The sequence below is a fragment of the Methylobacter marinus A45 genome, from assembly GCF_000383855.1.
Classification (GTDB): domain Bacteria; phylum Pseudomonadota; class Gammaproteobacteria; order Methylococcales; family Methylomonadaceae; genus Methylobacter; species Methylobacter marinus.
Map to the genome: position 1 here is coordinate 2,472,482 of NZ_KB912877.1, position 17,838 is coordinate 2,490,319.

The 17,838-nt window shown below is 51.3% G+C and carries 21 protein-coding genes; 11 read left to right on the plus strand and 10 right to left on the minus strand.

Annotated features, from left to right (window positions below; genetic code table 11):
- Positions 1–8: 8 nt before the first annotated feature.
- Complete coding sequence (locus METMA_RS0111595) at positions 9–338, minus strand: cupin domain-containing protein (protein WP_020159254.1); 330 nt, start codon at positions 336–338, stop codon at positions 9–11.
- Between the two features lie 218 nt (positions 339–556).
- On the opposite strand from METMA_RS0111595, the gene METMA_RS0111600 reads away from it, so the two are divergent.
- The 5 genes from METMA_RS0111600 to METMA_RS0111620 all read left to right on the plus strand — a co-directional run bounded on the left by METMA_RS0111600 (position 557) and on the right by METMA_RS0111620 (position 4,713).
- The gene (locus tag METMA_RS0111600; protein WP_020159255.1) at positions 557–1,837 is read left to right on the plus strand and encodes a TIGR03862 family flavoprotein; all 1,281 of its coding nucleotides are present in this window, start codon (positions 557–559) and stop codon (positions 1,835–1,837) included.
- Positions 1,838–1,882: 45 nt separating this feature from the next.
- On the plus strand, positions 1,883–2,107 hold the full coding sequence (locus METMA_RS0111605) for an RIO1 family protein (RefSeq protein ID WP_020159256.1): 225 nt from the start codon (positions 1,883–1,885) through the stop codon (positions 2,105–2,107).
- 385 nt (positions 2,108–2,492) lie between these two features.
- Positions 2,493–3,125, plus strand: coding sequence for an HvfX family Cu-binding RiPP maturation protein (locus METMA_RS0111610; RefSeq protein ID WP_020159257.1), 633 nt, complete (start codon positions 2,493–2,495; stop codon positions 3,123–3,125).
- Positions 3,126–3,142: 17 nt separating this feature from the next.
- Positions 3,143–4,087 carry a protein-methionine-sulfoxide reductase catalytic subunit MsrP gene (gene msrP, locus METMA_RS0111615; protein WP_020159258.1) on the plus strand — a complete coding sequence of 315 codons (945 nt, stop codon included), beginning with the start codon at positions 3,143–3,145 and terminating at the stop codon, positions 4,085–4,087.
- Complete coding sequence (locus tag METMA_RS0111620) at positions 4,087–4,713, plus strand: protein-methionine-sulfoxide reductase heme-binding subunit MsrQ (RefSeq protein WP_020159259.1); 627 nt, start codon at positions 4,087–4,089, stop codon at positions 4,711–4,713. Before msrP ends, METMA_RS0111620 begins: the two co-directional genes overlap by 1 nt.
- A 23-nt stretch (positions 4,714–4,736) precedes the next feature.
- On the opposite strand, the gene METMA_RS0111625 is transcribed toward METMA_RS0111620, so the two are convergent.
- The 4 genes from METMA_RS0111625 to METMA_RS0111640 form a co-directional block, all read right to left on the minus strand.
- The gene (locus METMA_RS0111625) at positions 4,737–5,009 is read right to left on the minus strand and encodes an acylphosphatase (RefSeq protein WP_020159260.1); all 273 of its coding nucleotides are present in this window, start codon (positions 5,007–5,009) and stop codon (positions 4,737–4,739) included.
- Entirely contained in the window at positions 5,006–7,201 is a 2,196-nt protein-coding gene (gene rlmKL / locus METMA_RS0111630; RefSeq protein ID WP_027147257.1) for a bifunctional 23S rRNA (guanine(2069)-N(7))-methyltransferase RlmK/23S rRNA (guanine(2445)-N(2))-methyltransferase RlmL, read from the minus strand. The genes METMA_RS0111625 and rlmKL overlap by 4 nt, the downstream gene beginning before the upstream one ends.
- Before the next feature lie 132 nt (positions 7,202–7,333).
- Entirely contained in the window at positions 7,334–7,753 is a 420-nt protein-coding gene (locus METMA_RS0111635) for an FKBP-type peptidyl-prolyl cis-trans isomerase (RefSeq protein WP_020159262.1), read from the minus strand.
- A 126-nt stretch (positions 7,754–7,879) separates the two neighbouring features.
- Positions 7,880–8,404: a transglycosylase SLT domain-containing protein gene (locus tag METMA_RS0111640; protein WP_408605803.1), complete on the minus strand. Its 525-nt coding sequence runs from the start codon at positions 8,402–8,404 to the stop codon at positions 7,880–7,882.
- 378 nt (positions 8,405–8,782) lie between these two features.
- Between METMA_RS0111640 and METMA_RS0111645 the strand changes: the two genes are divergently transcribed.
- Entirely contained in the window at positions 8,783–9,208 is a 426-nt protein-coding gene (locus METMA_RS0111645; protein WP_232216346.1) for a hypothetical protein, read from the plus strand.
- Here METMA_RS0111645 and METMA_RS0111650 read toward each other — a convergent pair.
- The 3 genes from METMA_RS0111650 to cyoE are packed head-to-tail and all read right to left on the minus strand — an operon-like array spanning position 9,152 to position 11,922.
- On the minus strand, positions 9,152–9,985 hold the full coding sequence (locus METMA_RS0111650) for an alpha/beta hydrolase (protein ID WP_040591171.1): 834 nt from the start codon (positions 9,983–9,985) through the stop codon (positions 9,152–9,154). The genes METMA_RS0111645 and METMA_RS0111650 overlap by 57 nt on opposite strands.
- A 27-nt stretch (positions 9,986–10,012) precedes the next feature.
- Complete coding sequence (locus tag METMA_RS0111655) at positions 10,013–11,038, minus strand: glycosyl transferase family protein (RefSeq protein ID WP_020159266.1); 1,026 nt, start codon at positions 11,036–11,038, stop codon at positions 10,013–10,015.
- The gene (gene cyoE / locus METMA_RS0111660; protein ID WP_027147260.1) at positions 11,035–11,922 is read right to left on the minus strand and encodes a heme o synthase; all 888 of its coding nucleotides are present in this window, start codon (positions 11,920–11,922) and stop codon (positions 11,035–11,037) included. The genes METMA_RS0111655 and cyoE overlap by 4 nt, the downstream gene beginning before the upstream one ends.
- 100 nt (positions 11,923–12,022) lie before the next feature.
- On the opposite strand from cyoE, the gene METMA_RS0111665 reads away from it, so the two are divergent.
- From METMA_RS0111665 to METMA_RS26460, 5 genes are read left to right on the plus strand one after another with little or no spacing between them, the layout of a single operon-like run.
- The gene (locus METMA_RS0111665; RefSeq protein WP_020159268.1) at positions 12,023–13,393 is read left to right on the plus strand and encodes a M16 family metallopeptidase; all 1,371 of its coding nucleotides are present in this window, start codon (positions 12,023–12,025) and stop codon (positions 13,391–13,393) included.
- Entirely contained in the window at positions 13,383–14,696 is a 1,314-nt protein-coding gene (locus METMA_RS0111670) for a M16 family metallopeptidase (protein WP_020159269.1), read from the plus strand. Before METMA_RS0111665 ends, METMA_RS0111670 begins: the two co-directional genes overlap by 11 nt.
- Positions 14,686–15,240 carry a 16S rRNA (guanine(966)-N(2))-methyltransferase RsmD gene (gene rsmD / locus METMA_RS0111675; RefSeq protein WP_020159270.1) on the plus strand — a complete coding sequence of 185 codons (555 nt, stop codon included), beginning with the start codon at positions 14,686–14,688 and terminating at the stop codon, positions 15,238–15,240. Before METMA_RS0111670 ends, rsmD begins: the two co-directional genes overlap by 11 nt.
- A gap of 57 nt (positions 15,241–15,297) precedes the next feature.
- The gene (gene coaD, locus METMA_RS0111680; RefSeq protein WP_020159271.1) at positions 15,298–15,777 is read left to right on the plus strand and encodes a pantetheine-phosphate adenylyltransferase; all 480 of its coding nucleotides are present in this window, start codon (positions 15,298–15,300) and stop codon (positions 15,775–15,777) included.
- A gap of 8 nt (positions 15,778–15,785) precedes the next feature.
- Positions 15,786–16,031, plus strand: coding sequence for a YfhL family 4Fe-4S dicluster ferredoxin (locus METMA_RS26460; RefSeq protein WP_081917760.1), 246 nt, complete (start codon positions 15,786–15,788; stop codon positions 16,029–16,031).
- Positions 16,032–16,052: 21 nt separating this feature from the next.
- Here the strand turns inward: METMA_RS26460 and METMA_RS0111690 are convergent, their stop codons facing one another.
- On the minus strand, positions 16,053–16,850 hold the full coding sequence (locus METMA_RS0111690; RefSeq protein WP_020159273.1) for a hydroxypyruvate isomerase family protein: 798 nt from the start codon (positions 16,848–16,850) through the stop codon (positions 16,053–16,055).
- A complete protein-coding gene (locus METMA_RS0111695) occupies positions 16,843–17,727 on the minus strand; it encodes an NAD(P)-dependent oxidoreductase (protein WP_020159274.1) in 885 nt (294 codons plus the stop codon). The genes METMA_RS0111690 and METMA_RS0111695 overlap by 8 nt, the downstream gene beginning before the upstream one ends.
- Positions 17,728–17,838 lie beyond the last annotated feature (111 nt).

Sequence of the window (17,838 nt, forward strand, 5' to 3'; positions counted from 1 at the left end):
CACACCATTCAAAGCAGATGAATAGCCAGCCAGACGCAGTCAGTATCCGGCGCTGTCCATTCGACGCGATGTCTGGTATGGGCGGGGATCAACAGATAGTCCCCGGCTTTTAATGCAATGCGAGCCTGATCTCGTTCATAACAAATAACCGCCTGTCCTTGAAGCAGCATGACCCATTCATCAAAGGCTTGATCGTACCAATAGCCTTCAGGTGTGACATGACCTCTGGAAACGATACGTTCGATATGCACGTTATCCCGCTCGAGCAGACATTCAAACAGTTCTTCAGGTAGTTGCGAGGGAATATTGCTAAAAATATTTGAGCAATCAGGTTTCATCTTTTATGGGGCGAAAACGATAGATGCGATAACAATATAGGCTTGCAAAGTATTTGACAATGGCTATTAATCATTTCGCGGTCTTTAATCTATTTCAGGAGCTAACCGTAAATTCAATAATAGAAAACCATGATTTTGTATAATGGGGGTTTATTTCAGACATTATTGCTGAACATTGTCAGCGGTGATTCCATACAAAAAGTGAGCCTATACAATCAATGATATCAAACAGCAATGTATCCGTATCGGTCGCTGTTATCGGTGGCGGTCCTGCAGGGTTGATGGCTGCGGATGTTTTAACCGGGGCCGGCGTAAAAGTTGATCTTTACGATGCAATGCCCTCCGTTGGGAGAAAATTTCTGATGGCCGGCAAAGGCGGCATGAATATTACTCATTCAGAGCCGTTTAACCAATTTCTCTCCCGTTACGGCTCGCGAAGAAACCACATCGAACCGATGCTTGCAGCCTTCGGCCCGGAAGCGCTTCGGAAATGGCTGCATGAACTCGGCATCGATACTTTTATCGGGACATCGGGGCGGGTTTTTCCAACTGATATGAAGGCTGCTCCTTTATTGCGTAAATGGATGCAGAGACTACGCCTGGCCGGCGTGAATTTTCATATGCGCCATCAATGGTCAGGTTGGGCTGACAGCAGGCGTGATGAACTGTGTTTTAACATACCTGCAGGTGCTTGCAAGATAAAAGCCGATGCCATAGTGCTGGCATTGGGCGGAGGCAGTTGGTCACGCTTGGGGGCAACCGGTGCCTGGGTGCCAGTGCTTACTGATCGCGGGATTGCAGTTGAACCGTTGCGCCCGTCAAACTGCGGATTTACCGTTGATTGGAGCGAGCATTTTCGTAACCGATACGCGGGGCAGCCCCTGAAGGCAGTAAGGTTGACTTTCATGGATGCGGAAGGGGGCCCGTTCCATCAATCGGGCGAATGCGTCGTGACGGATTACGGCATTGAAGGCGGTTTGATTTATGCCGTATCGGCGCCTGTGCGTGAACAGATTGCCGCGACGGGTGGCGCAGTGATACACCTTGACCTTATGCCGAATAAGGCGTTGCCGTTTTTAATCAAGCGCGTGTCTTGGCCGCGCGGCAAACTTTCCATGGCGAATCATCTCCGCAAACGTTTAGGTATCGATGGTGTAAAAGCCGGTTTACTGCGCGAGATTGTATCGGCGCAAGACTTTGCGGATCCTGTTCGGCTTTGCTCGGCTATCAAGGCGCTGCCGATTAAGCTCAAGGCTACCAGGCCTTTAGATGAAGCGATCAGCAGCGCCGGAGGAGTTGCCTTCGAGGCATTGGACGATCAATTAATGTTGCGTTCCATGCCGGGCGTGTTCTGCGCCGGCGAAATGCTGGATTGGGAAGCACCGACAGGCGGATATTTACTCACAGCGTGCTTTGCCAGCGGACATATGGCCGGGATTGGTGTACTGAACTGGCTGAAAGCCAGAGGCAGGATTTCTGGATTAACGCGTCCGGATTGATCTATCGGATAACCTTACCCCCACAGGACACAGCTAAACGGATCTATGGTCATCGATCTGCCGCAAGCGGTTGACGCCCCGGCTAATAACAATGTCGATCCAATGCTGGAGCGCGATGCCGTCAATTTAGCTAATTATTTGGGTCACTTTGCACCTGAATGGCATACCACACCTTACGGCAAGCAAATCTGGACGCTCTGTCAGAGCGGTTCTGCAGCCGTCAAACGAATTAGCCGGCCGTTAAGGATTTGGCTAAAAATGACTGCCTGAAATTAGCATCTTGCATAGGATGTGCCGGCCAAAAGCAGGCGCTCCAGGCGACGCGGTTAAACGCATCGCTCGCGAACGATGCGCCCTCCTGGTGTCGGCACATCCTATGTTAAACAGGGACATTATTGACGACCAAATCTCTATCAGTCGAACTGATAGGGATTTGGAAACTATAAAATGAAAAAAGCGTTATCTGCCGCAGGTTTATAGCATTTCCAGTGTTTTTTAGCTTTTGTATTGTTCCTATCAAAGCTTTCCGCAAGTCTAACCAAAATCTTGAGCCTTCTTATCGGAAATAGTCAAGGCACAGATTTCATATTTGAGTTATCTTAGAATTGAGACTGTGTTTTTATAGCGATTAGATTGATAAGGAGAATGGCTTACCATGAATATTAGAGACATTGACTTTGCCGCTTTAATCGATAAAGGTGTTGTTTTATGCCGGAAGATTTCGAGATGGCTAGATAAGGTTAAAGGGCTGGATTTTCTTGCGCCGTTATTGCTAAGGCTTTATCTCGCACCGGTTTTATGGATGGCCGGCACCAAAAAAATCGTCAACTTTAGCAGTACTGTCGACTGGTTCGGTAATACCGACTGGGGCTTGGGCATGCCGTTGCCCTGGCTGATGGTTTTATTAACGATAATGGTTGAGATTCTAGGCGCTTTGTTTTTGCTGTTTGGATTCGGTGTGCGTTTAATTTCCCTTCCGCTCATGGTCGTGATGGTCGTTGCTGCCATTACTGTGCATTGGCAATACGGCTGGCTGGCAATTGCCGGAGACAGCGGCTTATTTGCCACCGACAGAACCATGGCGGCAATGGAGCGCCTTGAGCAGGCAAAAGCCATACTGCAGCAATATGGCGATTATAACTGGTTGACCGAAAAAGGTAATTTTGTCGTGCTCAACAACGGCATTGAGTTTGCCGCGACTTATTTCATTATGTTGCTGGTACTGTTCTTCATGGGCGGCGGCCGTTACGTCAGTGCCGATTATTGGCTAACCCGTAAATATTATTGAGCGCATGAGGTGTAGATATGTTGATCAAACGCAAAGCAAATATTTTGACTAGCGAAATTACCGATCGGGCGGTTTTTGAATCACGCCGGCGGTTTATTAAAGCCGCGGCCGCCGGCTCTGCGGCTCTGATGCTGCCGACACTGGCTGAAGCTGAAAATGGCATATATGCCGATGTACTCACGGGGCCTTATTCGGCGCCTTTGTCGCCGACGGATTACGAGGATGTCACCAGTTATACGAATTATTATGAATTTTCCACCAATAAAAAGGATTCTTCTCGATTGGCGCAGGCGTTAAAAACCCGGCCGTGGAGCGTAACGGTAGAAGGCGAGGTAGCCAGGCCCGGCATTTATGATCTGGAAGATATATTGAAAGATAATCCGCTGGAGGAGCGCATTTACCGTTTTCGCTGCGTGGAGGCCTGGTCTATGATCGTGCCATGGATCGGTTTTCCTCTGGGCCAGATGCTTAAACGGTTTGAGCCAACCTCAAACGCGAAATTTGTCGAGTTCACGACGATTTATAACCCGGACGTTATGATTGGCCAGCGCTCCGGCGTTTTGGAATGGCCTTACACGGAGGGATTAAGAATCGATGAGGCCATGCATCCTCTAACGATTATGGCCACCGGCATGTATGATGATGAACTGCCCAAGCAGAACGGTGCCCCGCTGCGCTTGATCGTGCCGTGGAAATACGGCTTCAAGAGTATCAAGGCGGTCGTAAAAATCCGGCTGCTGGAAAATATGCCCGATACAGCCTGGAATAAAAGCGCGCCGAGAGAGTATGGTTTTTACGCCAATGTCAATCCAGAGGTTTCCCATCCGCGTTGGAGCCAAAAACGTGAGCGGGTACTGGGCAGCAGTATTTTCGCGGCCAAACGGAACACCGAAAAATTCAATGGTTACGGCGAACAAGTGGCGTCACTTTATTCCGGTATGGACTTAAAAAAATATTATTGATGGCGCTTGATAAAAAATACTGGACGGCCATCAAAGCCTGTGTTTTTCTGCTGAGCCTGTTGCCTTTTGTATTATTACTTAAAGCAGCCATCCAGGACCAGCTCGGCGCTAACCCAGTAGAGGCGTTGCATCACGGATGCGGGGATTGGGCATTGCGGTTTTTATGCCTGGGACTGGGACTGACACCCTACAGAAAAATAACCGGCCAAAGCTGGCCAATACGGTTCAGGCGCATGATGGGACTGTTCGCCTTTTTTTATGCTACGTTGCATTTTCTGGTTTATGTCATTCTTGATTTGTCTGGATCGTGGTCCGCATTTAAGGACGAGGTGCCCGACAGTCCGTATATTCTAATGGGATTGCTGACTTTTTTCCTGATGATCCCGTTGGCCGTTACCTCGACAAAAGCGATGCAAAAACGCTTAGCCGCAAACTGGAGAAAACTGCACAGACTCGTCTATATCATTGCCATTACCGCGCTAATCCATTTTTTCTGGCTGGTAAAAGCCGATTACACCCAGCCACTTGTCTATGCATTGATTATTTTTGTGCTGCTGGGGTTTCGCATGCTGCTGTTTCTCGGGAAAAAAATAAACAAGATCCAGTCTGCTTGGGCCAGTGAGTAAACCAGCAGCGGGACGGGGCAGGCTTATCTGATGTCGAAAGATGTTAATTGTTCATCAGGTTGTAATTCTGTCATTTCAATGTGATCGACGCGGGCCGTTAACGGCCCTTTAGCACACCATTTGATGAACTCTTCCAGGATCGAGTTATCCGCTTCGGCAATAATCTCAACGCGTCCATCCGGCAAGTTACGGGCGTAGCCCTTCACATTCAACTGCCTGGCCTTGTTCTGGGTAAAGGCGCGAAAATAAACGCCCTGAACCCGGCCGGAAACCAGAATCTTCACTTTACGCATCATGCCTGTATCCTCCAGCAATAATGGATTTTCGGATTGCGGGCAAAATCCTCGGGGATAGTGGCTGCGGTAATATCCTCGATCATTAGCCCGGACAAGGCGGGCCTGTCGAGTTTAAAACGCCTGAAATTAGTCGAGAAGTATAAAATGCCGTCCGGCGCCAGCAGTGACATGGCATGCTTGATCAAAGACACATGATCGGTTTGCACATCAAACACGTTATCCATGCGTTTTGAATTGGAAAAAGTCGGCGGGTCGAGAAAAATCAAATCATATTGCCGGCAATAAGGTTGTTTGGCTTCAGTTGCCAGCCATTCCAGGCAGTCGGCCTGGATGAATTCATGGTCGCCCTGTACGTTATTCAATTGCAGATTCTTTTTTGCCCAGTTCAGATAGGTATGGGACATATCGACTGTTGTGGTCGATCGGGCGCCGCCGACGGCGGCATGTACGGTCGCGCTGCCGGTATAGGCAAACAGATTCAAGAAGCGTTTGCCCCGGGCTTGTTTCTGGATCATCAGGCGAATAGGCCGGTGATCCAGAAACAAGCCGGTATCCAGATAATCTTCAAAATTGACCTGTAATTTGCAACCGCCCTCTTCGATGATATAAAAAACGCCGGAGTCGCTGTGTTTTTCATACTGCTCGGTACTTTTTTGCTTGCGGCGGATTTTCAGGAACACCTGGTTCGGACTGATCTGCAGTACGCGTGGTATTTCCGCCAGCACGCCGGCCAGGCGCTGATCGGCCTTGTGCTGATCAATACTTTTGGGTGGTTCGTATTCCTGTACGTTGACCCAGGTTTGCTCGCCCTGATAAATATCAACAGCGACCGCATACTCCGGTAAATCGGCGTCATAAACGCGATAGCAGCTGATCCGGTTTTGCCTGGCCCATTTGGAAAGCTTTTTAAGGTTCTTTTTAAGCCGGTTGGAAAACATGTCGGCACCGGCATCGGCGGACTGTTTCTTGCTGGTCTCGGTGATTTGGCTCAGCCGTTCTTCCTGCGTTTTGGCTTTAGGCGTAAAAAAAGCGTTGTCTTCAACGGTAAAGCGCAGAAGCTTGCATTCGAGCGCGCCGTTGAACAGCGTAATTGGTTTTTGCGAACGTATCCCCAAGCGAAAGCCCAACTCCGGGTTGCTGATGATCATGGCGGCTTTCCAGCCGGTAAAATGCGCTTTCAGGATATCGCCGAAGCGCTTATACAACGCGGCCGTATCCTCTTCGCTGCCGAGCCGTTCGCCATAAGGCGGATTACAGATGACCAGTCCAGGCTTCCAGCTTTCCGCTGGCTGAGCATCGCCGATATCACGACGCTCGACATGGATTTTATGTTGCAGACCGGCATTGGTGATATGCGTTAAGGCGGCATTGATCGTGTGGCGGTTCTGATCGAAACCAACGATGACAGGCATGTTTTCAAGCCCGGTTATTTTACGCTGTTCGGCTTCCGCGCGCAGTTTCTTCCAGCTTTCGGCATCGTGTTTTTTCCAGCCTATAAAGCCGAAATAATCACGCAGCAGACCCGGCGCATAATCGGCGACGATCATCGCACCTTCCAACAACAAGGTGCCCGAGCCGCACATCGGGTCGATCAGTGATCCCTGTCGCCGGGCGATTTCAGGCCAGCCGCTCCGCAACAGCATGGCAGCGGCCAGGTTTTCCTTGATTGGAGCCTTGATGTTGATATCGCGATATCCGCGCCGATGCAGGCTTTCGCCGGAAAGGTCCAGGCTGAGTTGTGCCGTGGTTCCATGCAAATAAACATTGATGCGGATATCGGGCTGTTCGGTATTGATGCTCGGGCGCTTTTGAAATTTGGCGCGCATCTGGTCGACAATCGCATCCTTAACTTTTAAGGCACCAAAATGCGTATTGTTAATGACTGGCGAGTTCTTGGCGCTGAACGAGACAGCGAAGCTGCCTTCCGGCCGTAAATGCTCAAACCAGTTGATTTTCTTGACGCCGTAGTACAGGTCGTCCTGGGTTTTCACTTCAAAAGAGCTCAGGACCAGTAAAACCCGGTTTGCCGTTCTGGACCATAAACAAGCCCGGTAGGCTGTTTCCAGGCTGCCTTCAAATGCGACGCCCGCCATGGTTGGCTTGGTATTCTTGATGCCGAGAGCCTGGAGTTCTTCGGTAAGAATAGTCTCCATTGCTTTGGGTGTCGTGGCAAATAATTGATAAGTAGGCATGGTCAAACAAGGCTGGGGAAATATCGGTTGGCTATCGGCTTTAGCATGGCTTCTCGGCCGATAGCCCCTATAAGGCAAGGTTTTAAACTGGCGGATTATGCGCCACGCAGGTGTTTTGGATGTTAGCTTTGTTTATTGAACTTTGATCAGTTCAACGTCAAAGATCAAAGCGGCGTTCGGACCGATTGCGCGGCCTGCGCCATGAGCGCCATAAGCTAAGTCCGAAGGGATGTAAAAGCGGTATTTAGCGCCTTCCTGCATTAATTGAACGCCTTCGGTCCAGCCGGCGATGACCCGGTTTAAGGGGAATGTGGCAGGCTCGCCCCTGCTGTAGGAACTGTCAAACTCTTCACCGTCAATCGTTGTGCCTTTGTAATGTACCGTGACATTATCGGTGGCCGAAGGCGTCGCGCCCTCGCCTTTTTTCAGGATTTCGTATTGCAGGCCGCTCGCGGTTGTGATGATATTGGGTTTCTTGGCGTTTTCCGCCAGAAATGCTTCGCCAGCGGCTTTATTTTCTTCGGGTGTAGTGGCGTTAGCCATTGAAAACATAGTGATTCCTATAAGAATGATGGTGATAACAGAAAGAATTCGAGTTTGAAGTTTTCTCACGGTTTTCCCCCTTTTATGGCGTTAATGTGAAGCGGGTAGTTTACCAAAAAAACCGGCTGTTGCCGTTTAATTCTTGTTACAGGTACTTAATTGGTTTTGAAATATTTGCGCCCGCCTGGCTACTTTGTTGGCGACCTGCATTAACCAGGGCTTCTTCAAATAGTTTTTGCGTTGATAACCGCCGTGGCCCTCGTGGTAGGCGAGGTATAAATTTCTTGTGTCCCATTTTGGTATGCCCAGCTTCTTGTAACTGATATTGCAGTACCAGCCGATGAAATCAGCGGCATCGTCAAATTCGTCGCGATCAGCCCACCAACTGCCGGCGTTATTGATATAGCTGTCCCAGGTTTCGTCTTTCGCCTGCGCATAGCCATAGGCACTGCTGGCTCTGAACCAGGGAATAATACCCAGCAGCCAGGGGCGGGGCGGCCGTGCATCGGCGACAAAATGCGACTCCTGATGCATGATGGCCATCTGGACATGAACAGGCACGCCCCATCGCTCAAATGACTTTCTGGCATGGTCATGCCAGTTATCTTTTTCCTTGAAAGTCACGCAGATATTGTCGCTGTTTTTAGGGGGCATAGCCATGCAGGCTGTTAGAGAAAGTAGCAGGGGCAGAATGAGCGGTTTCTTCATGATAAAGCACGGAATTGAAAAACTGAAGACTATAGACAGAGTTAGAAAAAACAACCGATAATACGAACTCAGCAATATAATGACATGTCATAGTCTTGTACAGCAAGCAAGCTGCCATAAACTGATAATCAAGCAAGGAAACCTCAGATGTACTATGTAAAACGACCTTACCGTAAAAATTTAACATCGCATGGTTTGATTTATATGAGGGGGGAAGCGCGGGAAATTACCGTTAGAAACTTATCCATAACCGGGGCGCTTGCCGAATTGAACTGCAGGCAGGGTTATGAAAGTGCTGAGGCTATTTACGAGGTCATTTCGGCGTCGACAATGATAGATGTACGCTTTCCGGAAATGTGTTTAGTTGGCAATGCGGAGATCGTCAGAGTCGACATGGATGACGAACATACTTTTATTGCCATGGAGTTTAAGCGTATTTGCCATGATGTTGATGATCAGCCGTATAAGAAAAATTTTTACAGTAAATACATGGCGGCGCCGGGGCGTATCCGGTTAAATGACGAATATTTGGAATTTACCACCGTCAATGTTTCGGCGGACGGTTTAATGATTCGTCTGTCTGAAGCCATAGCCGTCGAAGCAGGCATGAAAGCCCAGTTTGAATTTGAGCAGCTGGAACTGGAAGGAGAGGTTCAAATCCTGTCGGTTGACGCCGCCGATGCCGGGATAGTGATCGGGTTAAAGTATCTGTATATCGTCAATACGGCTGTGAACGGCGCTCCCTTCTTGATCTGAAACAAATTGCATAACCTCTTGCCACCAAGGCATGCCGGGAGCCAATGGCAGATCGTTGTGGTTGGAGCCCTTAAAGCGCCAGCGCTTCTTGCGGTGCCGCAGTGAATCGAACAGCCTGTCGCCGTATTTAACGGGAATGATTTCATCGGCTTCGGCCAGAACAACCGCCGTGCTTCCCATGTAGTCCTGCAGATTTTTGCTGTTGTCGTACCGATCCCGGATTAGCCATTTGGCCAGCAAAAACCGGTAATGATGGTGGGCGATATTAGCCATGCTGTCAAACGGCGTGATTAACACAATGCCTTTCACCGCCACTTCGCCGCTGGCCACAATGCCTGAAACGATGCCGCTGCCGAGCGATTCGCCCCAGAGAAACAGCGGGCCGCCAAAGTCATGCAAAGCCTGTTTAGCCGTTTCAATGCCATTTGAAATCAAGACTGTTTCCGAAGGCTTGCCCGTTCGGGCTCCATAGCCCGGGTATTCGGCCAGGATGACGCGATAACCGAGCGGTTCCAGGGCTTGCGAATAATAAATACGATTGATTGCCGAGCCGGCGTTACCGTGGAAAACGATGACCGTACCTCTGTCAGTTTCCGGGGGTGTTTGCGAGATCAGTCCGAGATAATCATCATTCGTTGGCCAGAGTTTGAGGTTCAATTGCCGGGCCAGTTCCTGTTGCCGTTCTGGCGCGTGCTGAGCGGGGAAGTAGATCATTTTTCGCTGAAACAGAAAAACGACCAGCAACAGGAGCAAATAAAGCAATAGCAGCGACAACATGCGCTTGGCGGCCACGGATAGAGCGGATTAAGAACCTGCGTACTTTTGCTTATCCCTGCCTGTCCAGTAAGCCGCGGCCAGTTCGTGCGCCTGCTGCTGGGTTTCGGCCTTGCCTAACAGTTTCAGCGCAATTGCCGCCGTGCCTATGATGGCGGCTTCGGCAAATTCGTCATCGATTTTGCCCCGCCAGATCAAAGCCAGCTGTCGCGGGTCGAGTAATTCCGGTTTGACATGGCGGTGAGTGAATAAAGCCGGCCAGTTTTCGTCCGATAATTGCCCTTCGTGGACGCTTTGTACCAGGCAGTCCATGTCGGGATTACGTTCGGTCTCGCCGCCTTCGCCTTTCAACACGGCCATATGCGGTTGATTCAACAAGGCGGCGGCTTGCTGGTGGACCGGTCGGTAGCCGGGATGGAAGATGCCCTGAATGCTGTAGTCGGCATTAAAAGGATTCAAAAGCCGGACCAGCGTATGAACCGGTGAACGCAAGCCCAGTATCGGACGCAGTTCTATAATCTCATGCAGTTTCGGACAGAAATGTTCCAGCGACAGGTAACTGAAATGATGTTGCTCGATTTGTTGTGCGGCTTCGGCTATGGAATGGGCGTGCTGAATGCCTAAAAACTTGAGCACATCCTGTGTGTAGATCCTGCCGGCCGTATGGCCTTCCGCGCCATGCATGAAAACCTTGATGCCATTTTCGGCCAGTAACAGGGCAGATAGCAGAAACCAGGGCAGATGGCGGCGTTTACCGGCATACGAAGACCAGTCCAGATCGACGGTGGCGGCAGGGCCGACAAGATCAAATGATTCTCGGGCTGCTTGGGCAAAGCCCGCCAATTCTTCCGGCGTTTCCTCCTTAACCCGCATCAGCATCAAAAAAGCGCCCAGCTGAATCGGCTGCACTTCTTCCGCCAGAATCATTTTCATGGCCTGATAGGCTTCATCCTGCGTCAGCGGCCTCGAACCTTTCTTGCCCTTGCCGAGAATACGTATGTATTCGGCGAACGGATGTTCCGGATGCGGCGTCTGCTCGTGATGTGTCAATTTCATAAGGTTAATACCACATAATGGTCGATTAATAGGGCGGCAAACATAACCATTAAATAAATAATCGAATAGCCGAAAGTTCGCATGGCGGTTCTGTCATCTTTCCGGCGCATCATCAAAATGGCGAAATAAATAAAGCCGAGGCCTAACGGTACGGCAGTCGCCACATAGATCAGTCCGCTCATGCCAGTCAGATAAGGCAGTAACGTCACGATCAACAATAGTACGGTATAGAGCAGAATATGCAACCGGGTAAATTCCGGGCCGTGCGTAACCGGCAGCATCGGGATTTCAACTTTGGCATATTCTTCGCGGCGGGCAATGGCCAGCGCCCAGAAATGCGGTGGTGTCCAGACGAAAATGATCAAAAACAGCAGCAGCGCATAAGGATGTAATTCGCCGGTCATGGCGCACCAGCCAAGCAGGGGCGGCGCCGCACCGGCGGCGCCGCCGATCACGATGTTCTGCGGTGTCATTCTTTTCAGGTAGACGGTATAGATAATGGCATAGCCGATCAATGACAGAAAAGTCAGCACCGCCGTCAGCGGGTTGACCATGAAAATCAACAGCGCCATCGCAATTACGCCTAGGACCAGGGCGAAAATAATGACATTCCTGGAACTCAATTCGCCTTTCGGCAAGGGCCGGTTTTGCGTGCGCTTCATCTCCGCATCAGCTTTCTGATCGATGAAATGATTGATGGCCGCCGCCGAAGAGGCCGCCAGCGCGATGCCTACAGTGCTGTAAATAAGCGTGTCCAGGGGCGGCATGCCTGGCACCGCCAGCAACATGCCGACAACCGCGGTAAACACGATCAGCGCAACCACCTTCGGTTTGCACAGCTCAAGATAGTTTCGCCAGGAGAGCAGGGTAGAGTCGCTTGTCATTATTTAATAAATTCCAACTTTTTCATTATTGTATAGAATACCGTGAACTATTAATTATTGAAATAGTCGGAAGCGCTACCATTTACATAAAGAGGGAGTTATGAAGAATCGATTACTGTTTGCCATATTGTTATGCCTGCCGGTCTTTGCCAGCAGCGCCGAGACAAAGGTCTCCGAGCGGGTTTTAGGGAATGGATTAAAAGTTCTGGTCAAGGAAGACCATAGATCTCCGGTCGTGGTTTCCCAGGTCTGGTACAAAGTCGGATCCAGTTACGAGCCGGGCGGCATTACCGGCATCTCTCATATGCTTGAACATATGATGTTCAAAGGCACGGACAAGCATCCGCCCGGTGAATTCTCGCGCATCATCGCCGAAAATGGCGGCGATGAAAATGCCTTTACCGGCCAGGATTACACGGCCTATTTCCAGACCATGGAGAAATCCCGGCTGGAAGTCAGTTTTGAACTGGAAGCGGATAGAATGCGCAACCTGAATTTGCTCGATGAAGAACTGAAGAAAGAACTGCAAGTGGTAACCGAAGAACGCAGGATGCGTACCGACGACAAGCCGCGGGCCAAAATGCAGGAATACTTTATGGCCATGGCGCATACCAACAGCCCTTACAAGAACCCCGTGATCGGCTGGCCCGCCGATATCGCCAGTTACACCGTGGAGGATCTTCAGGCCTGGTACCAGCGCTGGTATGCGCCGAACAATGCGACGCTGGTCGTTGTCGGCGATGTCGAACCGAAGGCGGTCTTCAAACTGGCCGAGAAATACTTCGCCCCGCTGAAGCCCAGCGAGATCAAACCGCTGAAGCCGCGGACCGAAGTCGAACAGATCGGCGTCAGGCGGATGACGATCAAACTGCCGGCAAAACTGCCTTACATCATCATGGGCTATAAAGTACCCAGCCTGAAAACCGCGGAACAGGAGTGGGAGGCCTATGCGCTGGAAGTTCTGGCCGGCGTGCTGGATGGTGGCAATAGTGCCCGGCTGGCGTCAGAGTTGGTGCGCGGCAAGCAAATCGCGGTTTCGGCCGGCGCCGGGTATGATCTGACATCCCGGTTATCGGACCTGTTCGTACTGGAGGCGACCCCGGCCCAAGGTAAGACGGTGGAAGACCTGGAGTCGGCGTTGATGGAGGAAGTAACCAAACTGCAAAACGAATTGATCAGTAAAGAAGAACTGCAGCGCATCAAGGCGCAGGTATTGGCCAGCGACGTTTACGAGCGTGATTCGATGTTCTACCAGGCCATGCAGTTGGGCATGACCGAAACGGTCGGACTAGGTTGGCAGAAAGTGGACGAATATGTCGATAAGGTCAATCAGGTGACGGCGGAGCAGGTGCGTGAGGTCGCCCGTAAATATCTGATTAAAGACCGGCTGAATATCGCTTACCTGGAACCTCAGCCAATCAACGAAAACAAAGTCAGCCCAACAACCCAAGGAGAGCATGATGCGCGCTAGTTTGATAAGTCTCGTTTTTTTATTGTTCAGTCAGACGGTCTGGTCGGCGGCCAAGATAGAACACTGGCAAACGGCCCAGGGAAGCCGGGTTTATTATGTCCAAACCGAAGGCTTGCCGATGGCCGATATTCAGGTTGCCTTTGATGCCGGCAGCGCGCGCGACGGCGCCCAGTTGGGTATTGCGGCGCTGACATCGGCGTTACTGGATACCGGGGCCGGCGACTGGAATGCCGATGAAATCGCGCAACGTTTTGAAAGCGTCGGCGCGGTTGTAGGATCGGGCATTTCCGATGACATGGCCTGGGTATCGCTGCGCACATTGACCGATCAAAAACTATTCGATAAAGCGCTGGAAACGCTGCAGGCCATTCTAACCAGACCGGCTTTCAACGAAGCTGATTTTCAACGTGAAAAAAGCCGAACCCTGGCCGCGCTGAAACAACGCGAAGAATCACCGGCTCAAATAGCGCGTATCGCCTTTTACAAGGCTATCTACGGGGATCACCCTTATGCGCATCCCAGTGATGGAATCATTGAAACCGTGAGCGGTTTTAATGCCGATGATCTGCGCGAGTTTTACCGGAAATACTATGTGGCTGCCAACGCCATTGTCGTGATAGTCGGCGATTTGAACAGAAAGCAGGCGGAACAAACGGCGGAAAGACTGGTTGCCGATCTGCCGGCAGGACAAAAACCCGAGCCGCTGCCAGAAGTGACGATGCCGCTGAAAGCGACGCAACGGCATACCGACTTTCCTTCCTCGCAAACGCATGTGCTGGCGGGCATGCCCGGCACTTACCGCAAGGATGACGATTATTTCGACCTGTTTGTCGGCAATCATATTCTGGGCGGAGCCGTTCTGGTGTCCAGGCTTTTTAATGAAATCAGGGAAAAACGGGGGCTGGCCTACAGCGCATCCAGCTCATTCATGCCGATGTTCAGAAAGGGGCCGTTTGTAATGAGCCTGCAAACACGTAATGACCAGACCCAGGAAGCGCTGGAAGTGCTCAATAAAACTCTGCAGGAGTTCATCGAGAAGGGGCCGACAGAAACCGAGCTGACGGCTGCCCAGAAAAATATCACCGGCGGTTTCGCGATGCGTTTCGATACCAACAAGGAACTGGTCAATTATGTAGCCATGATCGGTTTTTATGAGCTACCGCTGGATTATCTGGATACGTTCCAGCAAAAAGTTGAGCAGGTGACAGCCGCTTCGATCCGTGATGCGTTTAAACGCCGCATCGATCCGCAATTGCTGCAAACCGTTACGGTGGGCGGAAATCAGGCGAAAAGTGAAAAATAAGCTCAGAATCATCGGAGGAGAATGGCGTAGCCGGCAATTAAACTTCGTCGACCAACCCGGCTTAAGGCCGACACCGGCAAGAGTTCGGGAAACGCTGTTCAACTGGCTGCAAGGCGAGATCATCGGCAAACGCTGCCTGGATTTATATGCGGGCAGCGGCGCGCTGGGATTCGAGGCGGCGTCCAGGGGTGCCGCCTCGGTTATACAGGTGGAAGATAACGCCCAGGCCTGCCGCAGCTTAAAGGAGAACGCAGTCGCGCTGGCCGCCGGCCAGATCAGGATTGTGCAAATGGATGTCTTGCGCTATCTGGCCGGCGATGCCGAAGCATTCGATATCGTGTTCATGGATCCGCCGTTCGCCAAGGGTCTGGCGGTACAAACCTGTCAGTGGCTGGAAGAAAAAGGCTGGCTGTCAGCCCATGCCAAAATCTATGTCGAAACGGAGCGCAAGCTCGATCTTACCGGCATGCCGGCTAACTGGCAGTGCCTGAAAAGCAAAGCCGCGGGCGAGGTCGGCTATCATTTATTCGAACGATTAGGCTGATTTATTTTTTCAAGGCATGATCTTGATATAAAATGGGCAGTTTTTTACAGCTGTCATATGAATATTACCGCGATCTATCCCGGCACATTCGATCCCATCACCAACGGCCATCTGGATCTAATTGCCAGGGCCTCCAAGCTTTATGGCAAAATCATCGTCGCAGTCGCCGTCAACCGCGGCAAATCGCCGTTGTTTTCGATTGAAGAGCGCGTCGCGCTGGCGCAAGGCGTGACGACCGAATATGCGAATGTCGAGGTGATCGGGTTTGACAATCTATTGGTCGAATGCGCCAAACAGCAGGGTGCGCATGTGATTTTAAGAGGCTTGCGCGCGGTTTCCGACTTCGAATATGAATTTCAGCTGGCCGGCATGAACCGGCGTCTGGCGCCGGATCTTGAAACGGTTTTTTTAACACCGGCCGAACAATATGAATTTATTTCTTCAAGCATGATCAGAGAGATCGCGCAGCTGAAAGGCGATGTGTCGAGTTTTGTCCCTGAACTTGTGTTACAACATTTAATTGGGAAGTTTAGTTAGGAGTAAGTATGTCCCTTATTATTAGTGATGAATGCATCAATTGCGATGTCTGTGAACCCGAGTGCCCAAACGGCGCTATTTCCCAGGGCGAGGACATCTACGTCATCAATCCTGAAATGTGCACCGAATGCGTAGGCCATCACGATGTGCCGCAATGCATAGAGGTGTGTCCGGTCGACTGCATCGACAAAGATCCCAAGCATGTCGAGGATAAAGACAGTCTGTACCAGAAATATTTAAAACTGACACAATAAGATTCGTATCCATCGCGAAGATCACGCTGTTTTATCGGCGTGATCTTCACCTCTTAAAAACCAGTCTAGGCTGTCCGCAGTCGTCCCTGTCGGCTTGTATTCGGCGCCTACCCAGCCCCGATAGCCCGAATTTTCAATCGCCGAAAAAATCGGTTCAAAATCGATCCCTCCAGTGCCGGGCTGAGCCCGTCCGGGACAGTCGGCGAACTGGATATGGCCAATTTTGCCCGCATGCTCGGCAATAAATCCGGCCGGCTCTTCGCCCATCATCCGCATGTGATAAATGTCGTACTGCATGAGCAGGTCGGGGCGGTTCAGTTCATCCAGCACAGCCAGCATCTGCGCACTGCTATGGATAATAAAGCCGGGCATGTCGTGCGTGTTGATCGCTTCAAAAACCGTTTTGATGCCCAACGGTGCAAAGGCATCGGCGGCAAAACACAGATTTTCCCTAAAGGTTTGCAGATACTCCGACAACCGGCTTTGATTAAGGCAGCGCCCCGGCAGCACATTGATCGCGACCGGCTTCAGCACCTTGGCATAAGCGAGCGTTTGCGCGATCGCCTGCCGGAACCGAGTCTGTTTTTCCGGCACGCAGGCCAGTCCTTCGCCACCCTGTAACAGATCATCGGCATCGACATTGAACAGCACCAGCTTTTGTCCGGCCTCAGTCAGCGCCTTTTGCAGCGTTTCTGCCTCCAGCCCATACGGAAACTGGATCTCGACGGCGGAAAAGCCTTGTTGTCTGGCCGCCTCAAAGCGATCGACCAGTTCGGCTTCGGTAAACAACAGGCTCAGGTTGGCGGTAAAGTTAAGCATCGGCTTTGTCGAACAGCTTGATTAACGTGGACGGGTCCTGCTCAAGAAAACCCTGCCGCCCATGCAATTGCATCAGTTGCGCGGCCAGGGCCGACATCGGCACGGCATTGCCTTGCCGGGTCGAGACGTCGACCGCCATGTTCAGGTCTTTCAGCAACGTTTTGACGCGCCATTTAACGGGCTCAAACGTCCCGGCCGCCATTTCCGGGCCGACGATCTGCAACGGTTTGGAGTCGGCAAAGCCGCCGGCCAGCGCGGCCGGGATTTTTTCGGCGTCGACGCCGGCCTGTTTCGCCAGCGCCATCATTTCGGCGATGACCATGACATTGCAGCTGACGATCATCTGATTGCATATTTTGGTCATCTGGCCGCTGCCGACATCGCCCATATGCGTCAACTGCTGACACAGCGGCGCCAGCACATAATGCGCAATTTCAATATTTTCAGCGCTGCCGCCGGCCATGATTGCGAGATTGCCTTGCTGGGCGCCGGCGACACCGCCCGAGACTGGCGCATCGACCCAACCCATGCCGCAGGTTTCATGCACTGCCGCAGCCAGCTGCCGTGTCGTTTCGGGATGAATGCTGGACAGGTCTATCAGTAATTTGCCGGCCGAACCGCTGGCCAGAATAGCGTTGTTAACAACGGATTCGACCGCGGCCGTATCGGCCAGGCACAGGATGATGACATCGGAGGCCTGGACCAGGTCAGCGATTGTGTCCTGGGCCAGTGCGCCGGCTTCGGTGACCGGGACCAGCTTCTCGGGGCTGCGGTTCCAGACGTTGACCTTAAAGCCGGCATCGAGCAGACGTAAAGTCATCGGCTTGCCCATCAAGCCGATACCGATAAAGCCGAGCGTATATTTTTTATCTGACATAGAGAAATAAGCTTTTTATCAGGCAGGTGTTGGTAACCAGCAGAATTTATAAGGACAGACAAAAAAGCGGGTGCAATAACTGGATTGCACCCGCTTTCACCATTGCTGGGT